Source organism: Herbaspirillum sp. DW155, from assembly GCF_037076565.1.
In the GTDB taxonomy this organism is placed as follows: domain Bacteria; phylum Pseudomonadota; class Gammaproteobacteria; order Burkholderiales; family Burkholderiaceae_D; genus Herbaspirillum.
In genome coordinates, this window is record NZ_AP029028.1 from 3,382,875 (window position 1) to 3,398,873 (window position 15,999).

The 15,999-nt window shown below is 61.5% G+C and carries 4 protein-coding genes; all 4 read right to left on the bottom strand.

Annotated features, from left to right (window positions below):
• Window positions 1-232: 232 nt before the first annotated feature.
• The 4 genes from AACH55_RS15400 to AACH55_RS15415 all read right to left on the bottom strand — a co-directional run bounded on the left by AACH55_RS15400 (window position 233) and on the right by AACH55_RS15415 (window position 15,910).
• Entirely contained in the window at window positions 233-5,650 is a 5,418-nt protein-coding gene (locus AACH55_RS15400) for an ESPR-type extended signal peptide-containing protein (RefSeq protein WP_338715496.1), read from the bottom strand.
• A 53-nt stretch (window positions 5,651-5,703) separates the two neighbouring features.
• Complete coding sequence (locus tag AACH55_RS15405; protein WP_338715498.1) at window positions 5,704-7,410, bottom strand: ShlB/FhaC/HecB family hemolysin secretion/activation protein; 1,707 nt, start codon at window positions 7,408-7,410, stop codon at window positions 5,704-5,706.
• A 368-nt stretch (window positions 7,411-7,778) separates the two neighbouring features.
• A complete protein-coding gene (gene pbpC / locus AACH55_RS15410; protein WP_338715500.1) occupies window positions 7,779-10,046 on the bottom strand; it encodes a penicillin-binding protein 1C in 2,268 nt (755 codons plus the stop codon).
• Window positions 10,046-15,910: an MG2 domain-containing protein gene (locus AACH55_RS15415; RefSeq protein ID WP_338715502.1), complete on the bottom strand. Its 5,865-nt coding sequence runs from the start codon at window positions 15,908-15,910 to the stop codon at window positions 10,046-10,048. The genes pbpC and AACH55_RS15415 overlap by 1 nt, the downstream gene beginning before the upstream one ends.
• Window positions 15,911-15,999 lie beyond the last annotated feature (89 nt).

Genomic DNA, 15,999 nt, shown 5'->3' on the forward strand with positions numbered 1-15,999 from the left:
GTTACGAATTTGGGTCAAGACGCCCAGTCTTGACCCAAATTCGCGCCTTGCACTTCATCCCAAACGGGACTCGCTCGCACTCACGCCTATTTATGAAATGGGTTCTAGTTTTCAACATACAGACGACCTGATGGTCACTGCCTTCTTGCCAGCAGCTTGCATGGCATCCCCAACCTTGAATCGTGAAGGCTGAACCGTTATCCGGGGTTAAACTGATGCCGCTTTAATGAGATTACTGGCATTTGCTGCTCTTGCTTCCGCGTTCGCAGATAGTCAGATTCTTCACCGTGCTTCTTGTGTCCTCGCTAGTCTTTCTGCGCGGGAAGGAAGACATGAACGTCTTGCCGAGGGTCAGGTAAGTCGATCTTCCCGAGACGGAATCCGGGCCTCCGGTCACCACACCTGGCTTCCTTCTCAGCGTCGTCTGCTGCACGGTACTGCCGGAGATATTGCCACCCCCTCCGATTGCACCACCGGCACGGGAACTGCTGATGACATTCGCATTAACGATCACGCCGTCATTGCTCACGCCCACACCACTGATAGAGCTCCCGTTCACGCTACCGCCTGTCACCTGCGCGCCAGCATTGACTTGCACGCCGGTACCGCTATCCGAATTGCCCTCGGTCTTTCCGTTCGTGACGGTGGTGTTGCCGCTGATGTTCACGCCTGTTCCCGCACTCGAATCGCCCGTCACGTTGGCGCCGGTCACGTTGGAGCCGTTCACATTCACGCCTGTGCCATTGGCCGAATTACCCGTGACGTTGCCGCCCGTCACATTGCCGCTGACGTTCACACCGCTCGTGTTACCCGTGCCGTTGATGGTGGTGCCGTTGATGTTGGTCAGGTTACCGCTGATGTTGACGCCATCGGCAAGCGTCGAGTTACCCGTGATGCTCGTGCCATCCAGCGTCGTATTGCCGCTGACGTTGACGCCAGCTCCCGTGCTCGAATTGCCCGTCACGTTGGTGCCGGTCACATTCGCACCAGTCACGTTCACACCTGTGCCATTGGTCGAATTACCCGTGACGTTACCGCCCGTTACATTGCCGCTGACATTCACACCACTGCCGTTGACCGACGTACCATTGGTCGCACTCGCACCTGTCTGAGTCAGGTTGCCCGCGACCGAAACGCCCGTTCCGTTATTGCTGCTGCCGTTGAGCGTGAGATTGGTCAGCGTCGTATTGCCGGTGACGGCGATGGCCGTACCATTCTGCGCCGTGGCATTCAGGCTGTTGCTGCCCAGGGAGGTGTTGCTCAGGGTCGCGTTGTTGAGTGTTACCGCCGTGCCGTTCGCGCCACCATTGGCCGTCACGCTGGCACCGTTGGTCTCGGTCAGCGTGCCGCTGATGGTCACACCGGAACCGTTACCGGTGGTACCACCGGTGACATTGACGCCATTTAACGTTGTATTGGTCACGTTCACGCCTGTGCCGTTGGTGGAGCTACCCTGAATGCTGACGCTTGCCCCACTGGCCTCGGTCAAGGTATTGGCGCGTGTTCCTCCCGCAGGCAGGTTGCCAATCTGGACGCCAGATCCATTCACTGACGTACCGATCAGGTTGACGACGGCTCCGCTCTGAGTGCTGATATTGTTAAATGCCAGACCAGAACCATTATTGGCCGTGGCATTGACGGTAACTGTCGTGTTATTTCCGACGTTCAGGTCGGAAAATATCGCGCCGGAACTTCCGCCACTGCTCGTACCTGTCAGGGTGACGCTACCGCCGCCGGTCACAGTGAGAGCCTGGGGACTGTCACTGCTTATGTCCACAACCGTGAACGCCGCAGAGTAGGGTGCGTACAGACCTGTTGTCTTAACGAAATTCGACTTGGCATCCAGGTTCAACGAAGCACCCGCCGCCACGTTGAGCACGATGCCGGTATTGGCGCGGATACCCGGGGTATATTCTCCACCGTCGCCGCTAATCGCCAGGTTTCCGTTAAGCACGGTGATGGTACCTGTCAGCACCACCCCGGGGGTGCCGTCATAATAGATATCGAAACCGCCGTTGGACACGCCCGTGATCTGGCCGCTTCCAGACAGATCAAAGATATCGTTGTTCAAGGTGACACCACTACCACCCGCAGCAGTCCCGTTGAGCGAATTGGCGGTCGCATTGACATCCAGCGTGCTCGCCTTGAATTTCGAGTTGTTGAGGCTGACCGCTCTGTTTTTGTAGGACAAATTACTGTAATTCGCGCTCGCGTCAATTTTGATCGCGTTGCTGGCAGTGATATTGCTACTGTTGATGGTCACCGTGCTTGCACTGACCGAGACATTTCCGGCCGATACATTTTCATTACTCAGGGTGATATTGGTACCCCCCAACAGGACATTGTTGGTGGCGGTGATAGTGCCATTGCTGATGGTCCCGTTGTTGCTTACGTTTACCGTGACATTCCCGGCCGATACCTGTTCATTGCTCAGGGTGATATTGGTACCCCCCAACAGGACATTGTTGGTGGCGGTGATAGTGCCATTGCTGATGGTCCCGTTGTTGCTTACGTTTACCGTGACATTCCCGGCCGATACCTGTTCATTGCTCAGGGTGATATTGGTACCCCCCAACAGGACATTGTTGGTGGCGGTGATAGTGCCATTGCTGATGATCGCTGTATTTGCGTTTATCGTGACATTCCCGGCCGATATCTGTTCATTGCTCAGGGTGATATTGCTATCGGCGGCCCCCAAATTCAGATTGCCGGTAACGGTGATATTTCCGTTTTCAAAACTGACACCTTTGAAAGAGGCATTCCCTCCCGTCACATTGACATTCGCGCCAGACAACAACCAGCCGCCCAACCTGCCCGGCTGCGTATAGTCCAACACGAAATCGCCGTTCGCACTGAGATTGAAACTGGTCGCATTGACGCTGGTCAGATTCTCGATGCCACGAGGCATGACGATAGTCATCAACTCAACCGGGGTAAACGTCTTGGTGCCGATGACGTTGCGAACTATATCCGGACTGCCTTTGGACGACAGGGTGATGTTAGCGGCGTTGGCGATTCCCCCAATTTTGGTGAAGTTGAGATTGAAACCCTTGCCTGACGAAGACGAACCACAGATATTGAGAGTGCCAGCAGAAATCGTCACCGCCGAATTGCTCAGATCGACACCGGTTCCCTTGGCCGAGTATCCCGAAATGTTGAAATAGCCGGCAACAGTGATCGTTCCGCCATTAGTGAACCAGATACCTTGCTTCGTGTTGGGAGAGCTACCCTGCAATGTGACATTGGTACCGGTGAAGTTGCCACGCACCTGAATGCCGGTCAAATTGTTCGTCACGCCGTCGTTCGGCCCGCCATACCCGACGAGGGTCGAATTGGTCAGTGTGGCGTTATAAAGAAGAAGCCCTGCATCCCACGCCTTGGCTCGCCCCGTCAGCGTTGAATCGATAATCTTCGCGCCATTTCCCACGACCACACCGGCAGACATAGCCAGCCCGGTATTGGTATGGTTGGTCGTACCGTTGATCGTTGAGTTGACGATCGTTCCATAGATGTCAGCAGCCGGTGCCGCCGTCGTTGTCTGTCCTGAATTCGACGTTGCCACGATGGTGCTATCCGCAACACGTGCAGCGACGTCTTCCCTGAAGCCTGTTGTCGTCTGGGAACCTGCGGTGATGGCCGTGTTCGTCAGATTGCTGGTGCCGGTAACATAGACACCGATACCCGTGCCCGATTGACCGTTGATTGCCACAGGCGCCCCGCCTGTGGCCCGGATCACGCTGTTGTTGAGAAGGACGGCCGGACCGGTCGCCGATTGACCGATGATATTGCTGCCCGTGCTGCTGCCAACATCAATGGTCGAAGCGGTGACATTGATACTGACGTTGTTGCTGGCGTTGGCTTGCCCCATCCTGAGACTGCCGTTATTGGTCGTGATGTTGGCATTGTTGACCAGGATGGACGTGACCGCCGATGACTGGCCTGCGCAGAGGTTGACATCCAGCGCACCCGCCGTCGAGGTGATGTTGTGGTTGCTGATGACGATGTTGCCATCGGCTTTGAGCGTCAGGCTCGTCGCCGTATTGCCAGTGCTCTTGACAATATCGGCACCGACCGTGATGTTGCCCAACTGCCCGGTGACGTCCGAGCCATTGGTCAGAATGGTGACGTTGGTGCCCGCGTTGAGCTGGCTGTTGATGCTGGTATTGAGGATTTGCGAACCATTGCCGGTGGGCTGCCAGATCGCCGAACCGCTATCGGTGTTATTGACCGTGCTGGAACTGACGATGGTCACATCGGTCGGGTCGAGCAGCCAGTTACCCGCCAGGCCATTCACGGCCGACGCGTCGACGCTGCCGAAGGCCTGCAGGTTGCCGTGGGAAGAGGTCTCGACCTGGCCGCCATTACCGCCTTGCTGAGCCCCTCTTGCCAGGATCAGGCCCTGGAAGTTGGTGTAGTTGTCGGACCAGAGGACAGCGGTACCGCCGTCCCCTTTCTGTCTGGCAGAGACATCGATGACCGCGCCGCGATCCATCACGACGGCCTGCGCATTGGCAATGCTCGCGTCCTTGCCCTGCCAGCCACCGCCGACATTGACTTGCCCGCCACCTTGCTGACCAGTCGCATCGATGGTGCTGCCGGTCACCAGATGGACGTTCTGGCCGGTCACCACCACCTTGCCGCCTCTGAGGCCTGAGACGTCAATGCTTCCCGCCTGCGTCACGATACCGGCGCTGCCGCCATCGAGCGTGACCTGACCACCCAGGCTGCTCAGCGAGTTGGCGCGAATCACACCGCTGTTGTTGACGCTTTCATTGAGCACCTGCTGCTGCCCGCGTGCGGTCAGGTAGACCCGGCCGTCCTGCGCGGTGATAAGGCCCTGATTTTTGACCAGTGCATCGACCACGCTGCCATCCACTGATACGGTCGTTCCGTTGCCATCCACCTGCAAGGTGATCTGCTGCCCGGCCACCAGGGAAGTGGTTCCGCCCGGCGTGCTGATCACGCCCTGGTTATCCACCTGGTTGGCAGCCAGCACCACAAAGCCACCGCTGGTAGCGCGAAGATGCCCCTGATTGATGACCTGGCCGACGCTCGCGGCGCTGGCGCGCAGTTCATACTTGCCTGCGGCAAAGTTGGCATCGGACATGCTGTAGGTCGAGGCAAGCAGGCCACCGGTGTTGATGACCGCATCTTTACCGACCAGAACACCGTTGGGGTTGAGCAGGAAGACCTGGCCATTGGCGTTGAGCACGCCCATGATCTGCGAGGCCGAGCCACCACCGATGACCCGGTTCAGGGCGACCGAGCTGCTTGCCGGCTGAATGAACGTGACCGAGTTCTTCGCACCGATATCGAAGCTCTGCCAGTTGATGGCCATGCGATCGGTCGCCTGCTTCACCGTCATGGCATTGCCATTGCTGGCGATACTGCCCTGCCCCACCGCGACCTGGCCATTGGTCGGCAGACCGCCCGCCACCGCCTGCATGACCGGCAGGGCGATCAGACCGAAGGCCGCCCACAAGACAACCGTGAGCGGCTTGAGCGCAAGAAGCAGCATACCGTTCGCTGCGGCGCTGCGGCCCGCTTGTTCGTTGACGCTGCTGGTCAGTGCGCAGTTCGAGGCGATTTCACTGACGACATCGATCCGGCCAAGCTTTTTGTTATAAATCGTTTTGAATATGCGGTTCATAGGGGCGACCTTTATCTGCCTTTACATGAGGTATGCGCGGAGTGCGACCTGGCTCAGAAGCTCTTGGCGGCGGTAAACCAGAGGCGATCCTTCGATCCGCTCCCCGATACCGGCCCGGCTTGGCCGGTACGATGCGCCCAGCTCAGCGCCAGGGTGTAGTCTTTGGCGCGTGTGAGCTTCACGTACAGCCCGGCCCCGGCGAAATTGACTGCGTTGTCGTTCACCAGCACAGCACCGGTCGGGCTGCTGTTGTCGATCATCTGCCGGCCCCAGCCCTGGTCATAGAAAGCGGCTACGGTGACCTGATGACCCGCCCCCAGCCAGCTGAGGTCCGGCAGTCCCGTCTTCCAGCGCAGCTCGCCGGTCAGGACCGTAGCCTCCGCCACGGCACCGGTGCCAGTGTCATAGGCCCTGACGGCGTAGGGACCACCCATGAGCATCTTCTGGGAACCATCCAGATTCTTGTTGGCGTACTGGCCGTTGACGCTGCCGTACAAAGACCATTGGGGCGACACGCTCTGCTCATGGCTCAAGAGGTAATTGAACCTGGCAAACTCACCCCGCGTACCCGTCAGATCGGCATAGTTGATGAAGGACGAACTGTCATTCCTGTAATCGATATCGCCATAGGTCAGCTGTGCATTGAAGCTGGTCACGCCGCCGGCGACCAGTGCGGCCGAGCCTCGCAGGGAGACCGAACCACGAGTGATGCTCTTATCCGCCGGGCCATCAAGGAGATCGGAAATGACCGCGGGATAGCGGTCGGTCAGGCGGTCGATACCGGCATCCAGACGCAGGTCCACGACCGCATTGGCACGTCGCAGCAGCGGGTAGTTCAGGTAGAGAAGAGCGGTGGTCGAATCGCCCGTGTAGAGGTTGCCGGACACGTTGTACTGATAGTTCAGATGCGCCAGAATGCCGCCCAGACGCCATCCATCGCCCCCGATGAGCGCGCTGTAGTCGAGCGCGCCGGCAAGGGTGTGCTCGCCACCGACCGTGGAGGCGACCATATCCAGACGCAACTGATCGCCACGACCCAGCAGATTGTTCGCATAGCCACCCGCCAGTGCACGCCAGCGCCCGGTGGTGCTCATCCCCTGGTTGTCTGCTCCGGCATAGCCGCCGATGCGCTCGGCCTGGCTGGCTATCACCTCCATCTGGGAGGTACCGCTTTGCGTGCCCGGCCTCATGGTGACCGACGCCGTCATGCCCGGCACGTCATTGAGCAGCATGGAGAGACGCTCCAGTTCCGCGCGATGGACAATCTGGCCCGGCACAAGCTGCTCCCTGGACAGACGCGCCACCAGCTCGGCATCGACCTTGCCTTCGGTTTGCACCGCCGGCTTGTCATATCGTCCCGGCACGATGCGCACGCCGAGAACACCGCCTTGCAGCGCCTCGGGCGGCAGATAGGCCTGCGCCAGCAGATAACCCTCGCTACGGTAATAGGCCGTGATGCGCTCGGTCATTTCCTCAAGCTGATCGAAGGTGACGGGCTTGCCGGTGTAGTCAGCAGTGATGGCCTTGACTCTCTCCTGCCGTACAGCAGTGCCCATGTAGTTGCCCATCCCATCCACATCGTCCACGACGATACGCTCGACAACCACGGTGGCCTCATTGCCGCTACGCACGCGCTTCTCTACAGGCACATCCATATTCAGATTCGGTTGCGTCACCCCAGGCATCGGTTCGGGCCTGGTCATGGTGTTGCCAATGACGCCGGCACCGGGCTCCGCCGCCAGTACCGTAGCCGAGGACATTGCTCCGATCAGTAGCGCCAGTGTGCGCCTTGGCAGCTTGCGAGAGTTGCGTTCTGTTTTCATAAAAACCTGTCCTCAATTTCAATTCCGTGCACATCGCTGAGCGCTGAATTGGGCTAAAAAGCCGAAAAATATTGAAGACAGGAATATGAACCTTAAGCAAAAGCATTTTTATAAGACGAATCTTATAAGCGCCTAGGCCGGTACTTAACTTCGAAAAAAATCGAGATCGGGGCCGGGGAGGGGCTGACCTGCCCGGTTTTTCTGGACCAGATTAATGAACAATCTCCCGGGATCGATAACGACTACTGTGTTTTCTTTCCCTTTTGACGCCGGGTCATTCAAGCAGGAAGACGGTATTGACTTTTCTATCGGCGCCCTGGCCGCTCCACTGCTCCCCGCGCTTCAAACCCTACGCGCGCCAGTTCTTTGCCGCCCTTATCCTGCAAGACCAGCACATGCTTTCCCGGCCAGGGCATCCAGTCGAAGTCCATCTCTTCTTCTGCCAAGGCGGATGCGCCGACGGCCGCCTTCTGCGCCTTCACCCGCCCCGCCTGCATGACCGCCTGCGGCATCAGCTTGCCATCGAGCACCCAGCGGCTGCCCGCCGGGGCGCCCTGGGCACGGACGCGAATGCGTTGACGCGCGGGGGGGATATCGGGATCAAGCGCCACCAGCAGCCCTGCGGTCGGATAAATAATGGCCGGACGAATATCGCGCGCATGCGCCAGCCGGATCTCCGCCTGTGCTGTGCCCGGTAAAAAGTATTCGGTGCGGGCCGCTTCCACATCCTGTTCATAACGGATCGTCTGCGCCTGCACACCCGCAGGTCGGGCGGGCGGCCCGTTCCCGGCAGCCCGGCTGGCGCTGCGCCCGCGCTCATGCAGATATTGCATGACCTCCTGCCACACCGGTGCCGCACCGGTCACGCCTGACACGTCCCACATCGGCGCCCCGGAGGCATTGCCGACCCATACGCCCACCGTATAACGCGAGGAGTAGCCGACACACCAGTTGTCGCGCATGTCCTTGGAGGTGCCGGTCTTGACTGCCGTCCAGATGCGCGTGGACAGCGCATTCTCCAGCCCGAAGGTACGGGCGCGGGCGCTGCGGTCGGAGAGGATGTCGCCGACGATCCAGGCCGCATCGGCATCCATCACCTGCGCGGCGCGCGCTGGCGTGCGTGCTTCATCGAGGCGCGTGCGCAAGGGCGTATAGCGTCCTTGATTGGCCAGCACGCGATAGGCATTGGCCAGGTTGGCCAGCGTGACGTCGGCGCTGCCCAGTGCCAGGCTGTAGCCGTAGTAATCGCCGCTCTCGCGCAGGTTGAAACCCAGCGCCTGCAAGCGACGGAAGAAACGCTCGGGCGTGACCATCACCAGCGTGCGCACAGCGGGGATATTGAGCGAGGAGCCCAGCGAGGTGCGCAGGCTGACCAGTCCCTTGTATTGCTTGTCGTAGTTCTGCGGAATGTAGAGCCCGGCCGAGGTGGCAAGATTGACGGGTGAATCATCCAGCAGGGACGCGGCCGTCAGCCACTTTTTTTCGATGGCCAGTTCATAGAGAAAAGGCTTCAACGTCGAGCCCGCCTGTCGTTGCGCCACGACCCCATCCACATTGGTGGCTGCCGACAACGGGCCGCTGGAACCGACCCAAGCCAATACTTCGCCAGTGGCATTGTCGATGACGATGACGGCACCATCCTCGATATTGCGCTCGGCCAGTCCGGCCAGTTGATGACGCAAAGCCTGAGTGGCAAAGCGCTGCAATTGCGCGTCCAGCGTGGACCGCAATTGCTGTCCGGGTGCATTCAACAGCTTGCGTGCCAGATGCGGCGCAAGCTGCGGCGAATCACTCGTACCAGGCAAATCACGCCTGGCCGACACGCGCGCCAACGCCAGTTCGGTGCGGCCATCCATGCCGTTGCACTGCTCGCCTGCGCCCTCTTCCTTCAAGATGGCGCAGGCGCGTTCGGCCACACGGCGCGGCGTCGCGCTGGGCGCACGGATCAAGGCGACCGCGATGGCGGCCTCACCCTGATCGAGTCCACTCGGATGTTTGCCGAACATCACGCGCGACAGGGCATGCACGCCCACCAGCTCACCCCGGAAGGCCACCAGGTTGAGGTAGGCCTCCAGTATCTGGTCCTTGCGCCAGTTGCGCTCCAGCGATTGTGCGATCCACGCCTGCGAAAGCTTTTGCGTGAGCGAACGCGCACCGGACTTGCGGCGCAGATCGTCATAGATCAAACCCGCCAGTTGCATCGTGATGGTGGAGGCACCGCGTGTCTTCGTATTCCACAGATTGCCCCAGGCCGAGGCGGCGACCGCGCTCCAGTCGATGCCGCTGTGCTGGTAGAAGCGCCGGTCCTCGGAGGCGATCAGGGCATGCCGCAGCGCCGGAGACACATCCTCGACGTTGACCCAGGACAATTTGCGCTCGTCCATGTTCACGCGCATACGCTGCAGCAGCTCGCCGTTGCGGTCCAGCAGACTGGCCTCGGACGGCAGGAAGTCGCGCTGTACTTCGCTGAACGAGGGCAGGGCACTGGCCGCTGTCGGCATCAGCAAGGCCAGCACCAGCGCGCTCATCGAAACAAGCGCGCCGGACCGCACGCTGCAGACGCTCATGCGCATCACTGCGCCGCCTTCACGACCAGCTTGCCATTGGGTACTTCACCGAACATCTCGGGCGCATACATCGCCTCCACCCGCGTGGGCGGCAGATTGAATTCACCCGCATTGTTCAGGCGCACCGTGTAGCTGATGCTGGTGCGGCCCTTGGGCATGGCTTCGTAATACGCGCGATAGGCTTCGAAGCTGCGCTCTTCATAGGCCAGCCAGCCCATGCCACGGTCACGCGGGGCATCCTGCTTGCCTTGGGCAATAGCAGAATCGCGGCCGAGTCCGGAGCCCAGCAAGGTCGCCCCACCCGGTACCGGATCGCTCACCACGACCCAGGTCATCTCGGCTTGCGCATCGATGTCCAGCGTCACACGCAGCACATCGCCGCGTGTATAGACACCGGCCTGCTTCTGCTCGATGGCCTCGACCTTGCGGGTGATGCGATAGCCGGCGGCGAAAGGCTGCTTCAACGGCACCGCCGCCAGGCTCTGCAGCGTGACCCACGGCTTGCCGTTGCCCTCTTGCGCCAGGCGCACGCTGCCACCTTGCGCATTGCCTTCCGGCCAGGGCAACTGCAGCTTGCCGCCATTGGCTGCGCCGCTCCAGGCCAGGCTCTGGGTAGCGGTGCTGGCGCCGTTCTGTTCCAGCGTGGCGCGGGTGATGCCGGTGACCGCTTCGGATTCGAACTTGCGCGCGAATTTCTCCAGCGCGAGGCTGCCCCAGACGTTGGCGGTGGTGGTGCTCCAGTGGCCGCGCTGCTGGCGGCCGATGGCGCCGGCGATCAAACGCGGCATGTCCTCGCGCCAGGCCGGATTGTTCAACTCCAGCAGGATCAGGCGGTTGGCATTGGCGTCGCCACTGCTCATGAGCCACCACCAGTAATCGCCCTCTTCATTGGAGAAACCCATGCGCGTGCCCTGGAAATTCAGGCGGGCGCGCAGGATCTGCTCGGCCTCGTCCAGCTTCTTCTGCCGCTCCGGAATGTTGGCGACACGCTGCAGGATGCCGATCCAGTCCAGCAGGCCCGAGGTGGGCCAGGTGTTGGGATTGATCTGCAGCGAGCCCAGCATTGCGGGCTGCACGCGGTTGTAGCGCGACAGCGCTTCGAGGGCGGCCAGCTTGCGCACGTCGAGGTCCTTCTGCGGTGACCAGAAATCGCGCATCACCTTGCCCTCCACGAAGGCCGCCAGACCATCGAGCATCTTGTCGCGGCTGGCTTGCGGAATGGCATAGCCGGCTTCGTTGGTGGCGGCCAGCAGATAGGCCGTCAGCGTATCGCTGCCGCGGCGTGCGCCACTATCGGCAGGCGGGAAGTAATACGCCAGGCCATCGCCATCCAGATAGGTCGGCAGGTCAGCCGCGATCTTTTGCCAGGCGGCCTCATCGCGCAGGCCGATGGCCTTGGAGGTCTTCTGCTCCAGGCAGGCGAAGGGATAGTTGATGAAATAGCGCGTCAACGCATCGCTGCCACCGGCCAGGCTGGGCTTGAGCGAGAGCGCGAGTCCGCCGCGTCCCGGCAGGCTGTCGGCGGGACGCGCCACATTGATGGCGGCACTCTTGTCCAGCTGGAACAGCGTGGCCTGCTGCACCGTGACCGGCACCGCAGGAACCACGCGCTGGGTGAACTTCATCGCATCGCGGGCGTTCTGGCCGCCCTGCTCCTGGGCGCTGATTTCCCATGCGAGCTGGCTGATGCCTTCCGGCGTCTGCACCGGCCACATGACTTCGGCCGACTGTCCGGCCGCAATCTTCACCTCACGCTCGGGCAGCGTCAGCGTGCTCGTGGCAGTGCCGCCCTGAGCGCGTGCAGCGACCTTGATCGTCATATCGTGCGTGGTGGTGTTGCGCACGGTAACGCTGCCGTTGAAACTGTCGCCCTCGCGCACCAGTGGCGGCAGGCCGGAGATGACCTGCACATCCTGCGTGGAGCGGATGCTGATGCTGCCGGTGCCGAAATCGCTGACGCCATTTTCGGCGATGGCGACGATACGGAAGGACGTCAGCGCATCATTGAGCGGCACATCAAGTTGCGCCCTGCCCTCGGCATCCAGCGTGACATTGGGCTTCCAGACCAGCAGGGTATCGAACAGTTCTCGCGTGGGCGCACGGCCGCCGCCACCACCGGCAGGCGTGGCCTTCTTGCCGTAGTGGCGCTTGCCGACCACCTGCATCTGGGCTGTCGAGGTCTCCACGCCATAGCTGCGCCGTTGCAGCATGGCGCGCAGCACATCCCAGCTGCCGTTGGGCTGCAACTCCAGCAGGGCCTCATCGACCGCAGCCAGTGCGAATTCGCCGCCGGCAGCGGGCTTGCCGTTGGGCAGTTTCACTTGCACCTGTACCTTGGCCGTGGCGCGGATGGGATAAGCCGGCTTGTCGGTACTGACGGCCACTTGCAGGCGATGGCCCGCATCGCCGACGTTGATTTCGGCGATGCCGAATTTCCAGGCCGGTTTGGAGAGATCGACGATGGGACCTGGTCCCTGGTACTCGCGGAATTCATGCCACCAGTTGATCGGCTCCTTCCAGCCCCAGAGGAAGAAGGAATACCATGGCACCTCGCGCATGCGGCCACGCACGGCCAGTACCGACACATAAACATTGGGACCGTATTCGGCCTTGATCGGCACGCTGATGCTCGGATCCTGACCCGACAGCCGGACCACGCGCGTATCGATCACACCCTCGCGCTCCACTGCTACCAGGGCGGTAGCGTAGCGGAAGGGCATGCGCACCTGGAAGGTGGCGGTTTCGCCCGGCTGGTAATTCTTTTTCTCGGGCAGGATATCGATGCGGTCCTGGTTCTCGCCATCGAACCAGACTTCGCCGCGGCCTGTCACCCACACCGAGGAACGCGCGGACGCCGCGTTGCCATTGCCATCCCTGGCGCTGGCGATCAGGTCCACATTGCCTGCTTCGGCCAGTTCGGTCTCGCAGGTGAACATGCCGTGCTGATCGCTCTTGCCCGCGCACAGCTTGCCGAGGTCCTGCTTGCTCTCGTCGTTTTCATAAGCATAGAAACCACCCACCATACGCTTGCGATGTGAATTGGTCTTGCGCGCGAGACCACGGATTTCCACCGGCACGTTTGCCTGTGGCTGGCCGCTGGTGTTGAGGGTGACAGCGGTGAGCGTGAGCTTCTTCTTCACCGAGACCCAGTTGCCGGTACGTAGGCCGACCACCACCGCCGCAGGCCACAGCGGCGTGACGGTGGAGATGGTCTGTACTTCGCCGTTGGGATCGCTGTAGGTCATCTCGGTGAGCAATTCCTGCGGGCGTTGCAGCGCGGGCAGCTTGCCGATGACAGCGCGGCCGGCGCCATTCTTGTCGAGCGTGACGGCGAGCTTGTCGGCGACGATCTTCTGGTCATCGGCATTGCTGTCGTCATCGCTGCGCGGCGCATCGAAGGAGAAGCCATCGTAGCCCGCGATATTGACTGAACGCGAACGCAACAACGAGGACACCTGCACCGCCTGGTTGGCCGCGGCGCCGCCATTGATGTAGTTCAGCTGCAGGTCCAGCGGCAGTTCCTTGATGGCCACCTGTGCGCCCTTGGGCGGGGTGATGCGTCCCTGCATCAGCGGCAGGCGGAATTCCTCCACGCGGAAAGTACCGGTGGCGTAGCTGGGGCCTCCATAGCCACCCTCGTCCTCGCCCGCATCGGACTGGCCGCCCGTATTCGCATTGACCTTGCCGTGGTCGAGTACGACCTCGTAAGTACCCAGCCTGGCTTCCTTGGGCAGGACGAAAGTGGACTCTGCGCTCTTGTTGGCGCGCCAGGTGAGCGGGAACTGGTATTGCTGGCCGCTGCCGAGATGGCTGATGCGAATGCGCGTGGGCAGGTCTTCCTTGCGCACCAGACCGAAGCCCTGCAGGGTCTCGGTACGGATCACGTGCTTCATCGAGACCGTCTCCCCGGCGCGGAACAGGGTGCGGTCGAAGATGGTGGTGGCGCGCGTGGTAAGCGACTTGTCCATGTCGGTGGGCAGGTTGAAACGCCAGGATTCGATGCCCTCGTTCCAGGAGGTCAGCGCGAAGGCCATGTCCTGGCGGCCCTTCTCATCGGTCTTGCGGGCGCTCACGAACAGGCCGGTGATCTTGTCGGCGTTGTCGGCACTGTAGCCACGACTGGCACAGGCGTCGTCGAGGGCCGGCATCATGGCCACGCCATTGGCGTTGGTCTTGCCCTGCCAGAGCTGGGTGCCGTCGCAATTGGAGACGCGAACGTCGGCATCGGCCACCGGCCTGGCATCATCCAGCCGGGTCACCCAGACTGCGCCATTGGCACGGCCCAGCTTGACATGCACCGACAGGTTGGTCACCAAGGCGCTGGTGCGCACGTACATGGGCTGCGGCTTGCCCAGCAGCGACGCACCCAGCTTCTGCGATTCCAGTTCGACCACGTAGAAGCCGGGATCTTTCAACGGAATGCCGATCACTTCGAAAGGCCACTCGCCGTCCTTGAGATCCTTCTGCGCGGGCAGATCGAGTTTCTTTGCGCCCGGCTCCTTGTCCAGCAGGCTGATGCTGCGGGTATCCACCTTCTTGGGATCGCCCCATTTTTCGTGATACTTGTTCAGGCGCGTGAGCCAGGCGATGACCGCCTTGTCGCCATCGACCTTGAGGTCGGCCACCTGCCCCGGCATGGCGCGGCCATCCTTGCCACGCACCTGCAGACCGGCTTCCACACGGCGCAGCGTCACCGGCAGCGTGGGGTCGGCATTGAGTTCGATGATGCCGAACGGGGCCGCCGGGAATTTGGCCAGCGGCGGGAAACCGGCCAGCGCCGACTTGAGCGGGAAAGCGCCCGCATTGGCCAGCGTGCGGCCATCCTCATCCTTGAAGCCGGACGGCAGGCTGATGGTGAATTCGGACTTCTCCGGGAAGGGCGGCTTGAAGCGCAGCTCGCGCACCGCTTCGTCCTTGTCGCCTTCCAGCGTGGGCTTGATCTTGCCGGTGGTGGCGTTCATCACCACTTGCTCGGCCAGCTTGCGCGGCACCGGCGCCGAGAACGAGAGCGTCACCGGAAGAATCGGCGAGCAGGCCGCATTGGCATTCTCGCGCTGGCACGACAGGCTGGCGGCAAATTCGCTGCGCACCTGGAAATTGAATACCTGCGGCTTGGACGTGAGGATGGAAGGCGCATTGGCCGCAGCGATGCCGCGATCCCAGACCAGCTTCACGTGGGCGTCATTGGGCAGGCGCTGCTGGCATTGCACGATGGTCACCGCAGCCGGGTCCACGCCCTTGGCGAACTCATGCAGCAGCGCCTTGCGGTCGGCTTCGCCAACCGCCCTGGCGGGAATGCGTTCGTTGATGCCTTCGGCTTCGCAATACACATGTTCGCGCACCGACGTCTCAGTGGCCGGCCCGTTCTGGAACAGGATGAAGGCCTGGTCTTCGGCGATCTGCGCGCCGCTATAGGGTTGGACCCGGCTCACTGCCGGACCGCCGGTGCTGAACTGGAAGCGGGTCTTGCCGCTGACCGTATTGCCCGCGACGGAACGCATATCCGCGCGCAAATTGAAACTGCAGCGGGTGCCGGGCGGCAAATCGCGTTCGAAGTCGTAGACCCAGTTCTTGTCATCGGCCCAGCGCGCGGTGCCGGCGATGGCGCAATCGGCCTCGAAGGGTGAAGCCGCCTTGGGATCGCCGAATCTGACCATCGGTTCGGAGAAGCGCGCCCGCACCTGGCGGATGCGCTGGACCTCACCCTGCGGCGAGAACGACAGCACGCTGGCATTGGCGGCCAGGGCTGAAGGTGCGATCAGGGCGGAGGCCGTCACCAGGCTGGTGAGGGCTGCGCCTGCCAGCAGCAGGCCGCGCAGGGCCGATCTCCATGGGCGGCCTGTGGCCGTGCCGTTTTCCGTTTGCTTCATCTTGTTCTCTCCGGATCAATCTTGTCTTGATGACGGCCACAGGTTCCTTCCCCCTGACGGCGATGCTGGCGCTCAGACTGGAATAACGG

What these genes read in the sequence shown, in the direction of transcription:
- AACH55_RS15400 (WP_338715496.1), bottom strand. Translation starts at nt 5,650, where the DNA reads ATGAACCGCATATTCAAAACGATTTATAACAAAAAGCTTGGCCGGATC.
- AACH55_RS15405 (WP_338715498.1), bottom strand. Translation starts at nt 7,410, where the DNA reads ATGTCCTCGGCTACGGTACTGGCGGCGGAGCCCGGTGCCGGCGTCATT.
- pbpC (WP_338715500.1), bottom strand. Translation starts at nt 10,046, where the DNA reads ATGCGCATGAGCGTCTGCAGCGTGCGGTCCGGCGCGCTTGTTTCGATG.
- AACH55_RS15415 (WP_338715502.1), bottom strand. Translation starts at nt 15,910, where the DNA reads ATGAAGCAAACGGAAAACGGCACGGCCACAGGCCGCCCATGGAGATCG.